The organism is Glutamicibacter sp. V16R2B1 (genome assembly GCF_005774635.1).
Classification (GTDB): Bacteria; Actinomycetota; Actinomycetes; order Actinomycetales; family Micrococcaceae; genus Glutamicibacter; species Glutamicibacter creatinolyticus.
This window is the reverse complement of the sequence record NZ_VATX01000013.1, coordinates 55,260-74,392: the sequence shown is the minus strand read 5'-3', so window position 1 is coordinate 74,392 and position 19,133 is coordinate 55,260. Positions and strand designations below refer to the sequence as shown.

Here is a 19,133-nt window from a genome sequence, read left to right as displayed (position 1 = left end):
CCTTCTAAGACGATTTGGTGGTGCGAAGCCAACGCGTCCAATGCGTTGCGGAGGCGTTGTTGGAGTGTTGCAGCAAAACTCCGAGTAGGAGGATGGCCAAAAGTACGATGCCGCGGCCGAGTCCCTGCCAGAAGAATGAGAGGCCCAAGAGATTCATGCCATTGTTGAGCAAGGCAAAGATCAGGACTCCAACAATCGTGCCGGGCACCGATACTCTGCCGAACCTGCTCAATGTCGCGCCGATAAAGACGGCGCCGATGGCATCCATCAGATAGGCCTGGCCGCTGGCAGGGACATATCCATTAGTTCGTGCAGCAAGAATGACCCCGGCGAAGCCGCAAATCAATGCACAAAAAACATACGCACTGGACAGTAATGGCGCGGTCCGCAAGCCACTGATGCGAGCCGCGCTTGGTTGTTCCCCGGTCAATGTAAGAGTTCGTCCGTAGCGGGTAATTCCAATCAGCAGCCCCACGCCAAGCACGACGGCGGCGGTGTTTATGACAGCGGCATCTACACCCAAGAAGTACCCGCGGCCTAGCACCGCGAAACCTTCTGGAACACGAGGGGCCGACAAGTAGATCGGAGCGCCACCACCGGTAAGCAGCTGTTGGGCGCTTGTCCCGACGAACCAGATACTCAAAGTGGCAAGGAAAGCGGGAATCCGCAAGGCAACGATGAGTAGGGCATTGACCACTCCAACAACGAGTGCGATTAGCAGTCCGCCAACAACTGCAACCCAGGCCCGGTAGCCGTCGGCTATCAGCCAGGCGCTGGCCAGTGCCCCGAGGTCCAGAGACACACCAACGGACAGATCAATTCCCCCAGCCCGGACGACTACGGTCAAACCAACCGCCACCATCGCCAGCAGCGAGACCTGCCCCAGGATGCCCACGAGGTTTCCAACCGTGAGAAATACCGGGGATAGAACCGAGAAGGTCAGCAAGATCAGGCCCAGGGCCGCCGGAGCGATCAAACGAGACGGGCTCCAGGTACTTGCCTTTGTTCTACCCCCGAACGTTGGGGTTCCCTGGTCGACAGCGTTTACGCGTTCCAATGTTTGGCTCGTGCTCATACCCGGCTCCTTCCACGTAGGGTCATGCTCGCCAAGACCAAGAGGATCAATGCACCCTTGGCTCCGCTCACCCACTGGCTCGCCACTCCCAACAACGTCAATCCGTTGCCCAGGGCGGCCACGAAGAGGGCTGCGAGGACCGTACCCGGCACCGAGACCAGACGACGTCGGGAGAAAATCGTCGACATGTAGGCAACCAAGATGATGTCGAGCAGAATTTGCGTGCCAATGCCCGGCACGGCCGCCGAAAGGCGGGTCAATAGCAGCACACCAGCTACGCCGGCGAGCGCAGACCCAATAATGTAGCTGCCGAATCGGTAGCGCTTGGGCGATACACCGCAGACTTCTGCTGCGACGGGATTCTGTCCTGTCGCGTAACAGTTCACACCCCACCGAGTACGTCCGAAGCCCCACCATCCGAGCATCCCCACGGCAAAGAGAACCCATGCCGCGATGGGGATGCCGAGCCACGAAGCGTCTCGTAGTGCAATGAGGAAAGGGTCTTCAAGTCCGATCTTGATGTTTTGGCTCAGCACCAATTCCAGGGAAGTTGCGATGCCCATCGTGGCCAAGGTGGCCAGTAGCGGTCGCAATCCCAGGAGCACACACACTCCATTTACGGAACCAATGATTAGCGCCACGGTTATACCGCCAGCCACTGCGACGATAGCCGAGTGTCCGTGCGCACTGAGTAGCGCTGTCGTCATTCCCGCAAGACCAGCGACGGCACCGTTGGATAAGTCGATGCCCCCGTTGAGCACGTCATCACCACCGTTGATGATGACCACGGCCAACCCCACCCCGGCGATGCCTGTAACTGCTGCTTGGCTCAGGATTGTGGCGAGGTTCTGTCCGCTTAGAAAATATGGGGACCCCAGAACAAAAACCAGCAGGACGGCGCCCAGTGCCGCGTAGCCGAACCATCTGCGCAAGGCAATGGTCGACAGACGCTCTGAGCGTCCACTTTCTGACGAAGTTTTCTGAAGTGTCTGAATGCTCATGCGTTTACCTGCTCCTGTGAGTCGAGAGAGGTGTCCCCGGCGGAGGCCAGGCGAAGCACTTGATCCGTTGTTGTCGACGCACCGGGCAGCTGCCCGAGGAGCTGCCCCCGGTAGAGCACCGCGATACGGTCGGCGATACCTACCAGTTCCTCTAGATCAACGGTGACAACCAGTACGGCAGCGCCCTGATCGACGAGTTCATTGATTTGGCGATAGATCTCTGCACGGCTTCCGACGTCAACCCCTGCAGTGGGCTGGTCCAAGACCAGGACGCGGGCTCCGTGAGCTAGCCACTTTCCAAGAACAACCTTCTGCTGGTTGCCTCCGGAGAGCTGGGAAGCCACGGCTTCGGGGTCCGCCGGCCGGACGTCCAGCTTGTGGATCAACGTTCTAGCCTGCTCGCGCTCGCGGGACAGCGCAGTGAATCCCAGCCGTCGCCCCAAGGATTTGAGGCTCGCTGCGGCTATGTTTTCTCGGACTGTGTTGCGTATGAAGATCCCGTCATCCCGGCGGTCAGCTGGAACGTAGCCGCCGCCACGGGAAACAAAATCAGCCATGGACCGGATTCGCTGACCCCACAGGCAGATGGTGCCGTGGGCCTTCGTCCTGCTCGTAGCGGCATCAGCCAGGGATTCAATCCCAGAACCGACAAGACCTGTCACACCGACGATTTCACCAGGGTGCACTTCCAAGTTGATGTTGCTGAGCTGGCCTGGAATCCCAACATTTTTCAGAACCAATGCAGGTTCTTCCGAGAGCCAGCGACGAGGTTGGCGCCCCGACTCGAACTCGGAAACGGCGGAACCAACCATCAGCTGCACGACGTCGTCTATGGTGTCACCGGCGTTGAAGCAGGCATCGCCAGCATTCTGACCATTACGCAACACGGTGATTCGATCAGTGATTTCGCGCAGTTCCTGCAAATAGTGCGAGATGAAGATGATTCCCACACCCGTCTCACGCAAGTGCGCAATGGTACCGAATAACTGGCGCACTTCCTCCGCTGCCAAAGGCGCCGTGGGCTCGTCCAGTATCAAGATCCTCGGCCCGGTGAGGACGGCTCGGGTGATCTGTATCAGCTGCTGTTGAGAGACACTCAGCTCCTCGATAAACGCGGCCCCATCAATCTTTTGACCCGTGCAACGCAGAATGTCGGCGGTGGCGCGCTGTTGTTCTTCGCGAACTCGTCGCCAGCTGCTTCCCAAGACCTCCGAGCCTAGGTATAGCTGTTCGGCGACGGTGAGCCGTCCGGCCTGGTGCCGGTCCTGATGAATAACCCGGATACCCCTCGCTTCGGCATCCGCCGGACGAGTAATGGAAACCGGCTCTCCATCCAGCTGGATGCTGCCGGAGTCCAGGGTGTAGAGGCCCGTGAGGATCTTGATCAAGGTAGATTTTCCGGCACCATTTTCCCCAACCAGTCCCAAGACTTCACCGCTGCGAAGGCTCAGCGACACCCGGTCGAGAACGGTCACGGCTCCAAAGGACTTGGTGATTCCCCGCATTTCTAGAAGGAGGTCAGATCCCGAGCTCATTGCGCACCTGTTCCACGTTGTCCTTGGTGACGAACACCGGATCCACATAACTCGTCTTGGGGACCTCGCTGGTTTGGCCGGCAAGGTACTTCGCGACGTTCACCGCCGATTGGGCAGCCATCTGAGCCGTGGGTTGAGCAACGGTGAAGCGATATGAGCTTTCCGGATTGGCGATCAGGTCCAGGGCACCAGGCTCGGCATCTACTCCGTACAGTCCGATGTCGGCGTCTTTCGAGGTATCCACCGCGTGGGCAGCCCCTATCAGGGGCATGTCCCAGCACGACCAAACCGCATCGATCTCGCCCTCCGGCAATCGGCGTAGCTGGTCCTGAACCTGTTTCTTGGCATCCTCGATCGTTCCCTCATATTTGTCCTGCAGTTCAGGGTCAATGATCTGAATCTCTGGATATTCCTGCAGCACGAGCTTGAGGCTTTCGTAACGGATCCGGCATGGAGTCACTCCGGGAAAGCCGTTGAATGCGAGAATCCGCCCCTGCCCGTCGATGTCTTCAGCAAGAGTGCGCGCCAAGGTCGTGCCGATGTTCCAGTTATCACTGGTGACGTTGTTCTTCGAGTACTCACTTTGAAAATCCACGGTGAACAGGTCGATTCCTGCCTCATCCACCTTCGCCAGGGCAGGAGTCAGCGTTTGCGCGTCACCTAGGATCACCACGATCGCATCCGGCGATTGAGCGATGAGGTTCTCGATGTCGGCAACGTGTTTGTCGTCCTTGGCTTCCGCCTGCGTCGCAATCACCTCGCCGCCCAGCTCCCCGATCTTGGCCTGTAGTTCTTCGTACACAGTTCGGCTGAAGTCGTGAACAATATCCTTGGCTGCGATACCCACCGTTTTGCCTTCCAGGGAAGGCGCATCAGCCACCTCTGCCTGCGCAACGGGCTTGATGTCCTCCTTGGCGATCGGAGCACTCGCTGGCCTAACGGGCTCCTTGAGGGAGCACGCGGAGAGCAAGGTAGTCGCAGCCAACCCGATGCCTACGATCTGGGCCATGGTTTTCACGGAGCGCGTCACGGAAATCCTCTCTTTTGGTCGTACTTGTTGCCGAGGAATTCCGGGACGCACCGCACTGCGCACAGGTCATCCCAGTTCCATCGAACCTGGCAGTAGCACTATCCGCGTACAGCGGACTTGCTGCGGCGTCGACGAGCCAGGTCTCTCGGCCGCTCTGGATGGTGTTCTTCGATTCCACCACTTCGGTTTGGCGGGCCGTAAGCCTCTCCTTCACCGACGGACTCAGAAGGAAATGAGTCGTAGCAAAACGCTGAAACACCGGATTTCATGACACTGGGACGGATCAATATGACCGCACAATTCGTCATATGACGCGCCACCCATGGACATCTATGAGTTTTCAAAGCGAGCTTGGTACTTTCTGCGCTCGCGATTGCGTAGGAGTACTCCGCCATCCCCAGCTTCAAAGTCCCTTGGAGGGGTTGGGTGCTGGTGCTTGCGTGGCTACGGTCAGGGCATCGACATGTGGCGGGCCCGAGCAACCCAATCCTTCAGGAGGGATCATGACCTCGACATGGCAGCGCACCAGCGCGCAGATCAACACCGATGACTTCGAATCCGATGGACGCTACGATGTGGTGGTGGTGGGGGCCGGGCTGACCGGACTGACCACGGCGGTGCTGCTCAGCCGGGCGCGGCTGCAGGTGGCGGTGATCGAGGCGCAGACGGTGGGCGCCGGAACCACCGGGCACAGCACCGCCAAGCTGAGCCTGCTGCAGGGCGGCACGCTGCAGCAGATCCGCCGCCGCCAGTCGATTCCGGCGCTGCGGGCCTATGTGGAGGCGAACCGGGAGGGGCAGTCCTGGCTGCTGCGCTATCTGGAGGAGAACTCGGTGCAGGTGGAGCACCAGGACGCGTACACCTTCGCACTGCGCCGCGCATCGCTGCCCCGGCTGCGGGCCGAGGCGGCGGCCAGCGGTGAGGCCGGGGTGATGGTGGAGGAACTGCCCGGTGGCCAGGTGCCGCTGCCGTTCGAGGTGGCCGGGGCGCTGCGCCTGCCCGAACAGGCGCAGCTGGATCCGATGCGGGTGCTGGGCCTGCTGGCCGAGGAACTGCGCAGCCGCGGCGGGAAGATCTTTGAGCACACCCGGATGCTCAAGGCCGGGCAGGGGGCGCCGATCCGGGTGCAGACCCCCACCGGGAACCTGTATGCGGATCAGTTGGTGCTGGCCACCGGCACCCCGGTGCTGGACCGGGGCGGGCACTTCGCCCGGCTGGAGCCGAACCGCTCCTACGCCCTGGCCTACCGGGTGCGGGACGGGGCACAGGCCCCCGAGGGCATGTTCCTGGCCATCGACTCGGCCGGGTACTCCATCCGCACCGCCCGGGACATGACCGGCCCGCTGCTGCTGGTCGGTGGCCACGGCCACCGGGTGGGCCGCGGGGACCCGGCCGCAGCGGAACGCGAGCTGGACCGGTGGGCGCGCGACCAGCTGCCGGTCACCGAACGCACCGACAGCTGGTCCGCGCAGGACTACCGGGCGGCCGGGGCGCTGCCGATCGTGGGCACCATGCCCGGCAGCGGCGGGCAGATCCATGTGGCCACCGGGTTCAACAAGTGGGGCATGACCAATGCGGTGGCCGCCGCCCTGCGCCTGTCCTCCGACATCCTGGGCGGGAACCTGCCCTGGGCCCGGCAGCTGAGCTCCGGCAACCGCTCCCCCGGTGCGTGGCTGGATGCGGCCAGCATGAACGCCACCGTGGCCCGGCTGCTGCTCACCGACTGGGCGCGCATGCTTGCGGCCCCCACCAACCCGCAGCAGACCCGGGACCGCCCCGGCGTGCACCGCCAGGGGCGCCAGGTGGTGGCCGAGAACCCGCAGGACCCGGATGCCTGCCGGCTTTCCGGGGTCTGCACCCACCTGGGCGGGATCCTGCAGTGGAATGCCGCGCAGAACACCTGGGACTGCCCGCTGCACGGGTCGCGGTTCAGCGCCCAGGGCCGGCGGCTGGAGGGTCCGGCCACCCGTGACCTGAAACGGCTGTAGCGCCCGCCCCCGCCGGTGCGCTACCCGGCGCCGACCGGGGCGCCGGCGGGGGAAGCCTGCGGCTCCAGGCCGCGCAGCCGCTTCATCTGCGGGTCGTAGACGGGGTCCTGGGTGATCGTGGCGTTGATCCGCCGGCCGAAGTACTCCACCTGCACCTGCTGCCCGAACGTGAGCTCGGCCGGCAGCCAGGCCAGCGCGATGGGCCGTCCCACGGTGTGCGCGAACCCGGCACTGGTGACATAGCCGACCGCGCGCCCCTGATGGAACACCGGCTCCTTGCCCAGCACCACATCCCCGGCGTTCTCGATCAGCAGGCAGCGCAGGCTGCGGGTGGGCGGTGCCTCGCGCAGCCGCTGCACCGCGGCCTTGCCCACGAAGTCCTGCTCCTTCTTGGCGCTGACCGCGAATCCGAGCCCGGCCTCAAACGGGTTGTGCTCGGTGCTCATGTCAACGCCCCAGGAGCGGTAGCCCTTTTCCAGGCGCAGGGAGGCGAACGCGGCCCGCCCGGCGGCGATGATGCCGTGCCGCTGCCCGGCCTGCCACAGCACGTCCCACAGGCGCTGGCCGTTCTCCGCGCTGGTGTAGATCTCCCAGCCCAGCTCCCCCACATAGGACAGGCGCAGCGCGGTGACCGGCACCCCGCCCAGGTGGGCGGCGCGGGCCCGGAAGTAGCGCAGCCCCTCATTGGAGAAGTCATCGTCGCTGACCAGCTCGATGACCTCCCGGGCCAGCGGACCCCACAACCCGATGCAGCAGGTGCCGCCGGTGATGTCCCGCACCTGCACCCAGCCGCCGGGCACCAGGGCCTCGTTCTGCCGGCGGGCCTCCACCTGAAAGTAGGCGGTGTCAATGTTCCCGTTGATCCCCACCTGGAAGGTGTGCTGTCCCAACCGGGCGACGGTGATGTCGCTGCGGATCCCGCCGGCCTCATCCAGCAGCAGTGTGTAGGTCACCGCCCCGACGCTCTTGGCCATGTTCCCGGTGCTCAGCCGCTGCAGCAGGGCCAGTGCCCCGGGCCCGGAAACCTCCAGGCGCTTGAGTGGGGTCATGTCGTACATGGCCACCGCGGTGCGGGTCTTGTACGCCTCCACCGCGGCCAGCGGGGAATGGTGCAGCGCGGACCAGGTATCCCGGATCGGCGGGCGCCAGTCCCAGGGCAGCTCATCGAGGTGGCGGGCGTTGGACTCGTACCAGTAGGGGCGCTCCCACCCGCCGCCTTCCATGAAGTGGGCGCCCAGTTCCCGCTGCCGGGCATGGAACGGGCTGACCCGCAGGTTGCGGGCGCCCAGCCGGGGCTCCAGGGGGTGGCGCACATCGTAGATTTCCACGAAGTTCTGCTGGGCGGTCTGCCGAACGAAGCTGGGCGCCAGTTCAACCTCCTCGAAGCGGTTGACGTCGCAGTCGGACAGGTCGGTGCCGCTGCGCCCGGTGCTCAACAGCTCGGCCACCGCCTTGGCGATCCCGGCCGAATGGGTGACCCACACGGCCTCGGCCAGGTAGAAGCCCTCCACCTGCGGGCACTGGCCGACCAGTGAGCCGCCGTCGGGGGTGAAGGAGAAGATCCCGTTGAAGCCGCTGGCGATCTCCGCCTCGGCCAGCTCCGGCAGCAGCGTCTTGGAGGCCTGCCAGGCCGGCAGGAAGTCCTCGACGGTGAACTGCAGGCTGGAGGGCATGTTCTCCGGGGTGTGGTCCTGCGGGTCCATCCGGGGCAGGTCCTCGATCAGCGCGGGCATCGGGCGGTGCGCGTAGGAGCCGATCCCGTAGCGGTCCCCGTGCTCGCGGAAGTACAGGTCCTGATCCTGGTAGCGCAGGATGGGCAGGCTGGCGCCGTTCGGTTCGCTGTTGCGCCCCCGCAGGCCCTTGACGCCGGTGGTCTTCACGTACTGGTGGGCCAGCGGCAGCAGCGGCACCCGCACCCCCACCATGGCCCCGACCTTCGCGCCCCAGAAGCCCGCGCAGCACACCACGATGTCCGCGGCCAGGAACTCCTCGCCCACCCACACCCCGGTGACCCGGTTCTCCTGCTGCCCCACACCGGTGACCTCGGTGCGGTCCCGGTAGACAACCCCGGCGGCGCGGGTGCGTTCGATCAGCTTCTCCACCGCCACCCCGGCCAGGGCCAGCCCGTCGGAGGGGACGTAGAGCCCGCCGTAGACGACCTGTTCATCCAGCAGCGGGTAGCGCCGCTTGCATTGCCCGGCATCCAGCAGCTGGGCCTCCACGCCCCAGGAGGTGGCCCAGCCGTGCTTGCGGTGCAGGTCCCGCCAGCGGGTTTCGGTGGTGGCGACCTCCAGGCCGCCCACCGGGTTGAAGGCCCCCAAATCGGTCAGCTTCTGCACCGTGTAGCTGGCGAATTCGGTCATGGTCTTGGACGGGTTGGTCTGGAACACCAGCCCCGGGGCGTGGGAGGTGGAACCGCCGGGCAGTTCCAATGGCCCCTGTTCGATGACGGTGATGTCCTTCCAGCCGCGCTGGACGAGTTCGTCGGCCAGGTTCGCGCCGACGATGCCGGCGCCGATGATGATGACGCGTGAGGTGGGTGACATGGTCTTTCTCCTACTGCTGGGCTCAAATCTGGGATGTGCGGGGGGATGCGGGCTAGCGGAAGATGATGGTGCCCGAGCCCTCCAGCAGCACCCGGTGTTCGCAGTGCCACTGCACGGCGCGCGAAAGCGCCTGGCATTCGGCGCCCTGCCCGGCCTGGGCCAGCGCGCGGGGGTCATGGGAGTGATCCACCCGGATCACCTCCTGCTCGATGATTGGCCCCTCATCCAGGTCGGCGGTGACGTAGTGGGCGGTGGCGCCGATCAGCTTCACTCCGCGGGCGTGGGCCTGGTGGTAGGGCCGGGCCCCCTTGAACCCGGGCAGGAACGAATGGTGGATGTTGATCACCCGGCCCTGCAGCCCGGCGGCGAGCTCATCGGAGAAGATCTGCATGTACCGGGCCAGTACCACCAGCTCGATGCGGTGCTCCTGGATCAGCTCCAGCAGCCGGGCCTCGGCCGCGGCGCGGTTGCCGGCGTTCACCGGCAGGTGCAGGTAGGGGATCCCTGCGGCCTCGGCCATGGGGCGCAGGTCCTCATGGTTGGAGACCACCAGCGGGATCTGGGCGTTCAGCGCGCCGGTGCGCCAGCGGAAGATCAGGTCGTTCAGGCAGTGCCCGGACTTGGAGACCATCAGCAGGGTGCGGGTGGGTTTGGAGTCGCGGATCTGGAAGCCCATGTTGAAGCGCTCGGCAACGGGCTGGAACTGCTCACGCAGCTGTGCGGCGCGCAGCGGGGTGTCGCTGTGGAACGCGGTGCGCAGGTGCACCTTGGCGTTGACGGTGTCGTCAAACTGCTGGTGCTCGCGGATGTTCAGCCCGCGCCCGGCAAGGAACTGGCTGACCGCGTGGATGATTCCCACCCGGTCCCGGCAACTGGCCGTGAACACGAAGTCGTGGGAAGTTTCTTCCGCCCAGGCGGCATGGGCGGCGGGGTGGGAAGCAGGCAAATCGATCAGGGACATCGTTTCGCTCCGATGAAATACGGGATTTGTATCCAACTTATATACTAGAATGTCCTGTAGCCTAGATCACACAAAGTTCAGGGGTCAAGGGTTAATTGGCAACGAACGCGAAAGAGGGAAAATGGCGCAGGCAGTCACCGCACAGCTGCACCCACGAGGTGCCTCCAAAGCCGAGGAGGCCTACGAGCGGATCCTGCAGATGCTGGTGACCCTGCAGATCCAGCCCGGGGACCCGATCCACGATGAGGAGCTGATGCGTGAACTGGGCATCGGGCGCACCCCGGTGCGCGAGGCGCTCAAGCGCCTGGAGGTGGACAAGCTGGTCATCACCTTCCCCAAGCGCGGCACCTTCGCCACCCGGGTGGAGATCAGCGACCTGGCCTATGTTTCGGAGATCCGCCAGCAGCTCGAGCCGATGGCCGCGGCCCGCGCGGCCCGCACCGCCTCCGAATCCACCCGCGCCGCCCTACGGGAGACCTCCCGGCAGATCGAGCGCTTCGATGCCGCCAACGCCTCGACCACCGATCTGCTGACCTTCGACGCGGCCGTGCACCGCAACATCTACCGCGCCTCGGGCAACCCCTACCTGGAGGACGTGCTGATCCGCCAGAGCAACCTGGCCACCCGGATCTGGTGCACGGTCATCGACAGGCTGCCACGGGTGGGCACCCACGTGAAGGAGCACCTGGGGCTGCTGCAGGCCATCATTGACGGGGATGAAGCCGAAGCGGCCCGCCTGGCCGGACTGCACGTGGGACAGTTCGAGCAGGCGGTGCGCACCGCACTGCTGGACCTCTAGAAAGATGCGCGGCCAGCCAGACGGCTGGAGGGGCCGTGACGGTCTATGAATCCCGGTCGTTCGTGCTGCGTTCGCGCAGCACGCTCTCGGCGATCTGCTGCTGGTCGGGGGCGAACCCATAGAGCTTGCCTTCGGACTCGTGCACCCACCAGCGGCCGCACAAGTCCGTGGTCTGCTTTTCGGCATCCTTGGGCCACCAGTCCGCGTCCAGGGTGCGCACGGTGGCAACCTCGGAGACCTGCAGATCCTTGGTGCGCCGGTCGGTGGCATAGGCCTTGGCCAGCTCCGACTCGTTCGGCTCCCCCACCGCCGAAAGGCTCAGGCATTCCTGCCTGGGCAGGGGACCGTCATAGTCCATGACGAAGATGCGCTCGGCCCCGGTGGTGCGCTGCTCCAGCTTCACGTCCCTGCCACCGGCCGGGACCCAATCGGCCAGCAGCCCGGACTTCACGCCTTCCTCGGAGGTGGCCGCGCTCTTCGATTCAGCCTTGTCATAGGTTTCGCCGCCCAAATCCCCGACGCTGCACCCAGCGAGCAGCAGGGAGGCGGGAACGGCGAGGGCGGTGAGGGCGAGGTACTTCTTTTTCATCATGCTTTTAGCCTATGAAGCCCACCGCGGCGGGCACCTCGGGCGGGAGAGGGAAAAACCGCATCCCCTTCTCAGACCACGGGAGGAGTCGGCGAGCGCTGGCGGGATGAGGCCGACCAGGCCGGTTGGGCGAGCGTGGCGGCCCGGTGATCCCCGGTGAGCCCGAAGCCTGCGCTCAGCTGCGACACAAAAACGGCCACTAATGTTGAAAACACCTCATTGAAGGTGCGAGTGATGATCTGGAAAGCTCCCGCAGGGTTACGGCCCGCGGGAGCTTTCTGGTTAAGCGATGCCGGTTCCACCGGCCCCAGATCGGCACTATGCCGTGGTGGGCTCCACGAAGCAGTCTGGCAGTTCCGGCACCGGAATGATGACGATGTCATACGCCTTCCAGTCCAGCTCCTCCAGCGCCTTGCGGGCGGCGTCCATCTCCTCCACTCCCACCGTTGGCGAATGCGGCACCACGAAGGCCTCCGCATGCAGGACCGCGCCCAGTTCGCGTACGCGAACCCCGACCTGGTCCACCCATCCCATGGACTTCAGGCGGCTCTCAAACTCCGGGATCAGCGGGTGCGGGTCCTCGCCCTCCACGCTGGTGGCCCGACGGTCCAGCAGGTCAACCACCGCGGCCTTCGTGCTGGTCCAGCCATCCTTGAGGATGCCCGCGGAGATCACCGCGGCGGCCACGCTGTCCAGCCACCACAGGCCGATGGCGATGCCTGCGACGCCCACGATGGAGGCGGCATTGGTCTGCCAATCCGCCTTGGCCATGTAGGAGTCGGCGTAGAGCAGCTTGTTGTTCAGCGGCTTGGCGACCTTCACCTTCAGCCGCCCTAGAATCACGGCCGGGGCGGCGATCACGGTCATCACCGCGATCATGATCCACCCCTGCCAGATCGTGTGCCCGAAGACGTTCATGGTGCCGATGGTCGGGTATTCCTGGGCAATCAGCGCGGAGACCGATTCATAGGCCAGCATGCCGCCCACCACCAGCAGCGCCACCCCGGCCACCAGGTGTCCGGCGCTCATGGCACGGTGGTAACCATAGGGGTGGGTGGGGCGCCGGGTTCTGCGGGTGTAGAACAGGGCCACCAGGAAGGCCAGCTGCGGCAGCACGGAGAGCATGTCCTCCACCCATGCCGTGCGCATGGCCTGGGAATTGCCCACCACCAAGGCCACCAGGGTAATGGTGCAGGCGGCATAGCCGACGCTGATCCATTCAAGTTTCGCTGCCCGGCGCAGCATGTCGCGCTGCTGTTTGGGCAGGCCGGTTCCGGCTTTCAGGTTCATGGCATCTCCTGGGTTTGGTCCAGAAAGTACTCAAGCTCCCCCAGGAAGGCGTTCTCCCCGGGCGGCACCAGCAGAACCAGTTGGGCCTGCTTGCCGTCCTCCTCCGTCACGGTGCGGTAGGGCCGGGTGATCCCGACTTCCTTGCTCCACGGGGTCTTGGCGGTGATCCCACCGGCCACCATGTCAAGCTTTCCTTCCTTCAGCTGCTTGACCAGGTGCTCCTCCCCGCCGAGCGTCCACTGCACCTCGGCGTCCAGGCCCTTGGCGAAGTCCTTGACCAGCTCCACTTCGTCCCCGGTGTACTGGCCGTCGCGCACATCCACGAATTCGCGGTTGGGCGAGATCCCCACCCGCAACGTGTCGTGGCGAACATCCTGCAGCGTGCCCTTGGGATCCACCGGGACCTGGGCCGCACACCCGGCGAGCAGGCTGGATCCAAGCAGCGCTGCACCCGCAGCACGGAGGAACAACCGCGTTCTTTTCGATGACGACATCTATTTCTCCTCCCGCCGCTTCTGACACTCTCGGCCATGGATTCTCACCTGCAACGTACGACAGATCCCTGCGACCCGCAGGTCGGCGCACCGAAATCCCTGCCAATCTTCAGGCTTCCTTCACGAAGCAGCACGCCTCACAGTGACGCTTCGCGACGCCACGGTCGGCAGACTGGAAGCCGAAGCTCAGCGCGGACACAGAAAGCGGTCTTATTGTTTTAAATACCTCCTTGAAGGTGCGAGTGATGATCGAAAGAGCTCCCGTTGGTATCCAACGGGAGCTCTTTCGTTAACTGGCGATTTCCTGCATCGCTTCGGCGGCCGATCGGCTCCAAGTCCACGAACCATCTTCGGCTACCCCCGCGCACCGGCTCGTGCAATGCCGTCTGCGAACAGCCTCGTCTGGCCCGCTACTAGACGAGCCGTCTAGAAGGTAGAGCCTCAAGCACTGAGGGGCGAAAATCGCGCAACGTCCGCGTTACCCCATGGAGCGCGCTTCGCATTCCGTTCAAAGACCCGGCAATACACGGCCTAATAGGCACACCTCCTCGCCATCTCCCAAGCCGAGGAACCCCGGCCTTGTACGCGAAACCTCCGCGACATTACCGCCTGCCCGTCCCCTTGATTACCTTCGAAGGACCACGTGGCCCAATGCCGTCACCTGCACCGCAAAACCATAAAAGGTTGCGTGATGTGCATCACTGGCATACCTTGGTTCTAACAACTTTATTGGACACTCTGTCCATGAACTCGCAATGGGAGGGGTACCGACATGTCCGCACATGCACCACTTCACCGAGGCCGCTCCCAAATTCGGGCCTGGACCCCCGCCGGGGGACCCTCCGGACAGCGCTAGCTGCCCGCGGCAGCGGGCAATCCTCCGGCCCTGTCCGCACCCGGCGCCCCACCACGGCACGGCACGGAACAGGGGCATCCAACGCTTCGTGCCACACACTTCGCAACCAAAGGAAAGACCACCGCCATGTACCGCTTCCCACCCAGATCCCCCATTTCGGCCCCGCGCCGCAGTGCCGCGGATCTTGGCGGCGCACCAGCCACCACCCTTCCGGATGTGGCGTCATGACCACCGTCGGCGTCACCGATCCGCAACTGGAACCACGCCGGACCCGGGCCTCGCTGCGCCAGCGCACCAGCCACCCGTGGTCCGCCTTCCTGCTGCGCCGCCTGGGTGGGCTGGTGCTCTCCTTCGTCATCCTGGTCATTGTCACCTTCCTGATCGTTCCGCTGCTGCCCGGTGACCCGGCCGTGGTGGCCGCCGGGGACGGGGCGACGGTGGAGCAGATTGAAAGCACCCGCACCGCACTGGGTCTGGACCGGCCGTTCCTGGCCCAGTTCTGGCAGTACGTGGTCGGGGTGTTCACCCTGGACATGGGCGACTCCTTCGCCTCGGGCACCACGGTGACCGCAGCGATCCTGGCCCGGCTGCCGTTCACCGCGGAAATCGCACTGCTGGCCATCAGCTGCATGCTGGTGATCGGGGTGCCGCTGGGCATGGGCACCGCGCTGCTCACCCGCGGCGGACGCCGGGCCTGGGCCGATCACCTGTTCAACGGGATCACCAGCTTCATCTTCGCGGTGCCCAACTATGTGCTGGCCACACTGCTGATCTTCGTCTTCGCGATCCGTCTGGGCTGGTTCCCGGCCAGTGGGGCCGCGACCCTGGGTTCACTGGTGCTGCCCACCGCGGCGGTGATGATCGGTCCAACCTGCGTGATCGCGCGGATCGTGCGGCGCGAGGCGGCCGGGATCCTGGAACAGGACTATGTGCGCACCGCCCGCGGCTGGCGGTTGAGCACCTGGCATGTGAACAGCCGCTACGTGCTGCCGAACCTGCTGACCACCACGCTGACCCTGGCCGGGCTACTGCTGGCCGGGATGCTTGGGGGCACCGTCGTGGTGGAAACCGTGTTCGGCTGGCCCGGGGTGGGCAAGGGGATCGTGGATGCGATCATTTCCCGGGACTACCCGATGATCCGGGCCACCATCCTGCTGTTGGGGATGCTGGCCACCGTGCTGGTGCTGGTGGTGGACATCATCCTGGCGCTGATTGATCCGCGCAACCTGAAGGCGGGGGCCGAGTAATGTCCAAGACCCAACATTCCACCCGCAGCATCTGGCGCCCGGGGATGGTCATCGGCGTGGTGCTGATGGCGCTGCTGGTGCTCACCGCGATCATCGCCCCGCTGTGCTTGACCGATGCGGCCAATGAGCTGAGCGAAAACCGGGCTTTGGCCCCCAGCTCCGAGCACCTGCTGGGCACCAATGACTTCGGGCAGGACAACCTGGCCCGGGTGCTGGTGGCGACCCGGCTGACCCTGGTCATGACGGTGCTGGCCACGCTGCTCTCGGTGGCCGGCGGGCTGGTGGCCGGGGTGGCGATCTGGCTGGCCCCGGCCAAGGTCCGCCAGTGGTGCCTGCGCCTGCTGGAGACCGCGGTGGCCTACCCGACGCTGATCACCGCACTGGTGATCGCGGCGATCCTGCTGCCCGGCGCGGGCACCGCGGTGATTGCCCTGGGGGTGGCCGGGATGCCCGGGTTCGCCCGCGTGACGGCGAACCTGGCCCAGCAGGTGACCAACAGCGAATACTTCACCACCGCAAAGTTCCTGGGGGTCGGCCCACTGCGCCTGGCCACCCGGCACATGATCCCGGGGATGGCCGAACCGCTGCTGATCCTGTCCACCACGCTGTTCTCCTCCACCCTGATGGAGATCTCGGCGCTGTCCTTCGTGGGCCTGGGCGTGCAGCCCCCGCAGTACGACCTGGGTTCGCTGCTCAACGACAGCCTCGATGCGTTGTACACCCAGCCGATTGAGGCGCTGGGCCCGGCGGTGATGATCATCCTGGCGGCGGTCGGCGCGATGCTGATCGGCGATGCGCTGGCCGCGCACGCCAACCCGCGCACCGGACGCGCCTGGCGGCGCAGCCGCCGCGGGGCCAAGAGCGCCCCGGCCAACGCGCAGACCGACACCGCGCTGGTGCGGGTGGAGGATCTGCGGGTGAACTACCTCAGCCAGGGCCAGCCGACCGAGCTGGTGCACGGCATCGACCTGCACATCCAGCCCGGGGAGATCCTGGGGATCGTGGGCGAGTCCGGTTCGGGCAAGTCGCTGACCGCGATGTCGATTGCCGGGCTGGCGGCCGATGACCTGTCCGTTCAGGCCCGGGCGCTGACGGTGGCGCAGCTGGACATGCTCGGCAGCCCGCCGGCGGCCCGGCTGGCCCAGCAGATCGGGATCGTCTACCAGGACCCGGGCTCCACGTTCACCCCCTCACGCACCATGGGCCCGCAGCTGACCGAGGTGCTGCGCACCCACCAGGGGGCCTCGCGTGCCCAGGCACGCGAGGCGATCATCCAGGCGCTGGGCAAGGTGGGGATCACCCGCCCTGCCGCCCGGCTGCGCCAGTACCCGCACGAGCTCTCCGGGGGCATGCGCCAGCGGGCGATGATCGCCTCCACCCTGGCCACCGGCCCGGCGCTGCTGATCGCCGATGAGCCGACCACGGCGCTGGATGTGACCGTGCAGATCGAGGTGCTGCGCCAGTTCCGCCGGCTGCGTGAGGAGTACGGCACCGCGATCCTGTTCATCTCCCACGACATCGGGGTGGTGCAGGAGCTGTGCGACCGGGTGCTGGTGATGCGCAAGGGCAGCATCGTGGAGGAGCTGAGCCCGCAGCAGATCTCCAGCCGCCAGGTCAGCCACCCGTACACCCGCCAGCTGCTGGACGCGGTCCCGGTGCTGCGCACCGGCAGCGGCCTGGTGCTGAATGAAGAGGAAGGAATCCGCACATGAGCGCCCCCGCCATCCCGGCCCCGATCGTGGCCGCCAAGGACCTCAGCCTGGGCTTCGGCGCCGTCCAGGTGCTGCACGAGGTGAGCATCGACGTCCCGCAGGGGCGCACCGTGGCCCTGGTGGGCGAATCCGGGTCCGGCAAGTCCACCCTGGCCAAGGCGATCGTGGGCATGCACCGGATCAGTTCGGGCCGGCTGCAGGTGGCCGGGCAGGACATTTCCCGGCCCACCCGCTCCCAGCAGCGCCGGCTGTTCCGCCAGGTGCAGTACATCCCGCAGGACCCGTACGCCTCCCTGAACCCGCGGCGCACCATCGGCCAGACCCTGGCCGAGGCGATCGACCCGGTGCGCGCCAACCCGGCCGCCCACCGCCAGGCGATCAGCCAGGCACTGGACACCATGCAGCTGGAGGAGCAGATTGCCCGGCGCTACCCGCATGAGCTCTCCGGCGGGCAGCGCCAGCGGGTGGCGATCGCCCGGGCGCTGGCGGTGCAGCCACAGCTGATCGTGGCCGATGAGATCACCTCCGCGCTGGACGTGTCCGTGCAGGCCGAGGTGATCGGGCTGCTGGCCCGGCTGCGTGCCCAGCACCGGGAGCAGTCGATGCTGTTCATCACCCACAACCTGGCCGTGGCCCAGCAGGTCTGCGACGAGGTGGTGGTGATGCTGCACGGGCGGGTGGTGGAATCCGGGCCGATCGATGAGGTCTTTGGCAACCCGCGCGAAAACTACACCCGCACCCTGCTGGACTCGGTGCCCGGGGCACCGGGCTTCACCCTGGCCTAGGCCCGCACCGGAGGAAAACCATGAACACCCAGACCCTGCAGCGCCTGGCGGACCCGCAGGTCCTGCGCCAGCACTTCATCAACGACCGGCAGACCATGCCCACCCGCCGCATCTGGCGCGGCACCACGCCTCCGGCGCTGCCGCCGCACACCGCGGGCGCCCTGGCGGGCATGCAGGTGCCCGGCCCCCGGCCCGGCGTGCTGCAGCCGCTGGAGCACTTCCTGTCCCGGGCCGAGAGCAACGCCCTGCTGGTGCTGCACCGCGGGGCGCTCGTGCACGAACAGTACCTGCACTCGATGGCGGCACACGACACCCACCTGAGCGCCTCGATCTCCAAGTCCGTGGTCTCCCTGGTGGCCGGGGTGCTGCTGCGCGACGGGCTGCTGCAGCGCGAGCAGCGGCTGGGGCACTACGTGCCGGAACTGGCCGGCACCGCCTTTGGCGAGGCGAACCTGGATCAGCTGCTGCACATGGGCACCGCCGTGAGCTATGGCGGGCGGGCCTTCAACAAGGAGCAGGAGGCCCGCAGGTTCTTTGAGGCGGTGGGCATGTTCGAGCGGGCCGCGGACTACACCGGGCCGCGCACGCTGCTCGAGCGCCTGGCCACCGCGGGTGCCCAGCAGCCGCCCGGGCAGATCTTCCGCTACGAAAACGGCAACACCGAAGCGCTGGGCGAGGCGATCCGCCGGGTCACCGGGCAAAGCCTGGCGCAGCTGGTCTCCGAGCTGCTGTGGGTGCACCTGGGCGCCGGGGAGGACGCCCACTTCGGGCTGGACTCCACGGGGCGGGAGCTGGCCAGCGGCCGGTTCTCCGCCACCGCCCGGGACCTGGCGCTGCTGGGCGAACTGCTGCGCTGCGGCGGCAGCCGGCAGGGCGTCCAGGTGCTCAATGAGGCGCTGGTCGCGGACATCACCCGCGTCCCCGACGGGCCGGCCGCGGACGTGCTGGGCACCGGGGACACGCGCGCCAACGGCCCGGTGCTGGCCTATCACGACTTCTGGTGGCTGCCGCTGGGCGAGCCGGGCAGCTTCGTGGCGCGCGGCCGTTCCGGCCAGCGGCTCTACGTGGACCCGCGCCGCGAACTGGTCATCGTTCACTTTGGCGCCCAGCCGGTGGGGGCGGATGTGCCGGTGCCCGACTTCGAGCAGGTGTTCGCCCACATCGGTCGGCAGCTTACCGCCACGCCCGCCGGCTAGCCGCCCCCACAGACCCCCGCAAAACCCCA

Annotated in this window: 15 protein-coding genes and 1 riboswitch; of the genes, 6 read left to right on the top strand and 9 right to left on the bottom strand. The window is 66.0% G+C overall.

Annotated elements, in window-relative coordinates; genetic code table 11:
* Positions 1-4 precede the first annotated feature (4 nt).
* Genes FDN03_RS09375 through FDN03_RS09360 form a run of 4 tightly spaced genes read right to left on the bottom strand, consistent with a single transcriptional unit; the run spans position 5 to position 4,641 of the window.
* Positions 5-1,075 carry an ABC transporter permease gene (locus FDN03_RS09375; protein ID WP_138176288.1) on the bottom strand — a complete coding sequence of 357 codons (1,071 nt, stop codon included), beginning with the start codon at positions 1,073-1,075 and terminating at the stop codon, positions 5-7.
* Positions 1,072-2,076 (bottom strand): ABC transporter permease, encoded by a 1,005-nt coding sequence (locus FDN03_RS09370; protein WP_138176286.1) that lies wholly within the window; start codon positions 2,074-2,076, stop codon positions 1,072-1,074. Before FDN03_RS09370 ends, FDN03_RS09375 begins: the two co-directional genes overlap by 4 nt.
* The gene (locus FDN03_RS09365) at positions 2,073-3,611 is read right to left on the bottom strand and encodes a sugar ABC transporter ATP-binding protein (protein WP_171021195.1); all 1,539 of its coding nucleotides are present in this window, start codon (positions 3,609-3,611) and stop codon (positions 2,073-2,075) included. Before FDN03_RS09365 ends, FDN03_RS09370 begins: the two co-directional genes overlap by 4 nt.
* Positions 3,595-4,641, bottom strand: a complete 1,047-nt coding sequence (locus FDN03_RS09360; protein ID WP_138176282.1) for a substrate-binding domain-containing protein — start codon at positions 4,639-4,641, stop codon at positions 3,595-3,597. Before FDN03_RS09360 ends, FDN03_RS09365 begins: the two co-directional genes overlap by 17 nt.
* A gap of 74 nt (positions 4,642-4,715) precedes the next feature.
* Positions 4,716-4,806, bottom strand: a riboswitch (SAM riboswitch).
* Between the two features lie 338 nt (positions 4,807-5,144).
* On the opposite strand from FDN03_RS09360, the gene FDN03_RS09355 reads away from it, so the two are divergent.
* Positions 5,145-6,629, top strand: coding sequence for an FAD-dependent oxidoreductase (locus FDN03_RS09355; RefSeq protein WP_138176280.1), 1,485 nt, complete (start codon positions 5,145-5,147; stop codon positions 6,627-6,629).
* A gap of 20 nt (positions 6,630-6,649) precedes the next feature.
* On the opposite strand, the gene FDN03_RS09350 is transcribed toward FDN03_RS09355, so the two are convergent.
* Together FDN03_RS09350 and purU are read right to left on the bottom strand one after the other, a co-directional pair.
* A complete protein-coding gene (locus tag FDN03_RS09350; protein WP_138176278.1) occupies positions 6,650-9,175 on the bottom strand; it encodes an FAD-dependent oxidoreductase in 2,526 nt (841 codons plus the stop codon).
* Between the two features lie 52 nt (positions 9,176-9,227).
* On the bottom strand, positions 9,228-10,136 hold the full coding sequence (gene purU / locus FDN03_RS09345; protein WP_138176276.1) for a formyltetrahydrofolate deformylase: 909 nt from the start codon (positions 10,134-10,136) through the stop codon (positions 9,228-9,230).
* Between the two features lie 121 nt (positions 10,137-10,257).
* On the opposite strand from purU, the gene FDN03_RS09340 reads away from it, so the two are divergent.
* The gene (locus FDN03_RS09340; RefSeq protein ID WP_138176274.1) at positions 10,258-10,935 is read left to right on the top strand and encodes a GntR family transcriptional regulator; all 678 of its coding nucleotides are present in this window, start codon (positions 10,258-10,260) and stop codon (positions 10,933-10,935) included.
* A 43-nt stretch (positions 10,936-10,978) separates the two neighbouring features.
* Here FDN03_RS09340 and FDN03_RS09335 read toward each other — a convergent pair whose 3' ends face one another.
* The 3 genes from FDN03_RS09335 to FDN03_RS09325 all read right to left on the bottom strand — a co-directional run bounded on the left by FDN03_RS09335 (position 10,979) and on the right by FDN03_RS09325 (position 13,308).
* Positions 10,979-11,527: a hypothetical protein gene (locus FDN03_RS09335; protein ID WP_138176272.1), complete on the bottom strand. Its 549-nt coding sequence runs from the start codon at positions 11,525-11,527 to the stop codon at positions 10,979-10,981.
* 315 nt (positions 11,528-11,842) lie between these two features.
* On the bottom strand, positions 11,843-12,814 hold the full coding sequence (locus tag FDN03_RS09330) for a cation diffusion facilitator family transporter (RefSeq protein ID WP_138176270.1): 972 nt from the start codon (positions 12,812-12,814) through the stop codon (positions 11,843-11,845).
* Positions 12,811-13,308 (bottom strand): transporter substrate-binding domain-containing protein, encoded by a 498-nt coding sequence (locus FDN03_RS09325; RefSeq protein ID WP_138176268.1) that lies wholly within the window; start codon positions 13,306-13,308, stop codon positions 12,811-12,813. The genes FDN03_RS09330 and FDN03_RS09325 overlap by 4 nt, the downstream gene beginning before the upstream one ends.
* Positions 13,309-14,388: 1,080 nt before the next feature.
* Between FDN03_RS09325 and FDN03_RS09320 the strand changes: the two genes are divergently transcribed.
* From FDN03_RS09320 to FDN03_RS09305, 4 genes are read left to right on the top strand one after another with little or no spacing between them, the layout of a single operon-like run.
* A complete protein-coding gene (locus FDN03_RS09320) occupies positions 14,389-15,411 on the top strand; it encodes an ABC transporter permease (protein WP_138176266.1) in 1,023 nt (340 codons plus the stop codon).
* On the top strand, positions 15,411-17,123 hold the full coding sequence (locus FDN03_RS09315; protein WP_249354467.1) for a dipeptide/oligopeptide/nickel ABC transporter permease/ATP-binding protein: 1,713 nt from the start codon (positions 15,411-15,413) through the stop codon (positions 17,121-17,123). Before FDN03_RS09320 ends, FDN03_RS09315 begins: the two co-directional genes overlap by 1 nt.
* Complete coding sequence (locus FDN03_RS09310; protein ID WP_138176264.1) at positions 17,120-17,908, top strand: ABC transporter ATP-binding protein; 789 nt, start codon at positions 17,120-17,122, stop codon at positions 17,906-17,908. Before FDN03_RS09315 ends, FDN03_RS09310 begins: the two co-directional genes overlap by 4 nt.
* 20 nt (positions 17,909-17,928) lie before the next feature.
* Positions 17,929-19,104 carry a serine hydrolase gene (locus tag FDN03_RS09305; protein WP_138176262.1) on the top strand — a complete coding sequence of 392 codons (1,176 nt, stop codon included), beginning with the start codon at positions 17,929-17,931 and terminating at the stop codon, positions 19,102-19,104.
* Positions 19,105-19,133 lie beyond the last annotated feature (29 nt).

Excerpts from the sequence above, each read along its gene's own strand:
- purU (WP_138176276.1), bottom strand. The coding sequence starts at position 10,136 with ATGTCCCTGATCGATTTGCCTGCTTCCCACCCCGCCGCCCATGCCGCC.
- FDN03_RS09310 (WP_138176264.1), top strand. The coding sequence starts at position 17,120 with ATGAGCGCCCCCGCCATCCCGGCCCCGATCGTGGCCGCCAAGGACCTC.
- FDN03_RS09355 (WP_138176280.1), top strand. The coding sequence starts at position 5,145 with ATGACCTCGACATGGCAGCGCACCAGCGCGCAGATCAACACCGATGAC.
- FDN03_RS09350 (WP_138176278.1), bottom strand. The coding sequence starts at position 9,175 with ATGTCACCCACCTCACGCGTCATCATCATCGGCGCCGGCATCGTCGGC.
- FDN03_RS09370 (WP_138176286.1), bottom strand. The coding sequence starts at position 2,076 with ATGAGCATTCAGACACTTCAGAAAACTTCGTCAGAAAGTGGACGCTCA.
- FDN03_RS09305 (WP_138176262.1), top strand. The coding sequence starts at position 17,929 with ATGAACACCCAGACCCTGCAGCGCCTGGCGGACCCGCAGGTCCTGCGC.
- FDN03_RS09375 (WP_138176288.1), bottom strand. The coding sequence starts at position 1,075 with ATGAGCACGAGCCAAACATTGGAACGCGTAAACGCTGTCGACCAGGGA.
- FDN03_RS09330 (WP_138176270.1), bottom strand. The coding sequence starts at position 12,814 with ATGAACCTGAAAGCCGGAACCGGCCTGCCCAAACAGCAGCGCGACATG.
- FDN03_RS09315 (WP_249354467.1), top strand. The coding sequence starts at position 15,411 with ATGTCCAAGACCCAACATTCCACCCGCAGCATCTGGCGCCCGGGGATG.
- FDN03_RS09340 (WP_138176274.1), top strand. The coding sequence starts at position 10,258 with ATGGCGCAGGCAGTCACCGCACAGCTGCACCCACGAGGTGCCTCCAAA.
- FDN03_RS09365 (WP_171021195.1), bottom strand. The coding sequence starts at position 3,611 with ATGAGCTCGGGATCTGACCTCCTTCTAGAAATGCGGGGAATCACCAAG.
- FDN03_RS09335 (WP_138176272.1), bottom strand. The coding sequence starts at position 11,527 with ATGATGAAAAAGAAGTACCTCGCCCTCACCGCCCTCGCCGTTCCCGCC.
- FDN03_RS09325 (WP_138176268.1), bottom strand. The coding sequence starts at position 13,308 with ATGTCGTCATCGAAAAGAACGCGGTTGTTCCTCCGTGCTGCGGGTGCA.
- FDN03_RS09320 (WP_138176266.1), top strand. The coding sequence starts at position 14,389 with ATGACCACCGTCGGCGTCACCGATCCGCAACTGGAACCACGCCGGACC.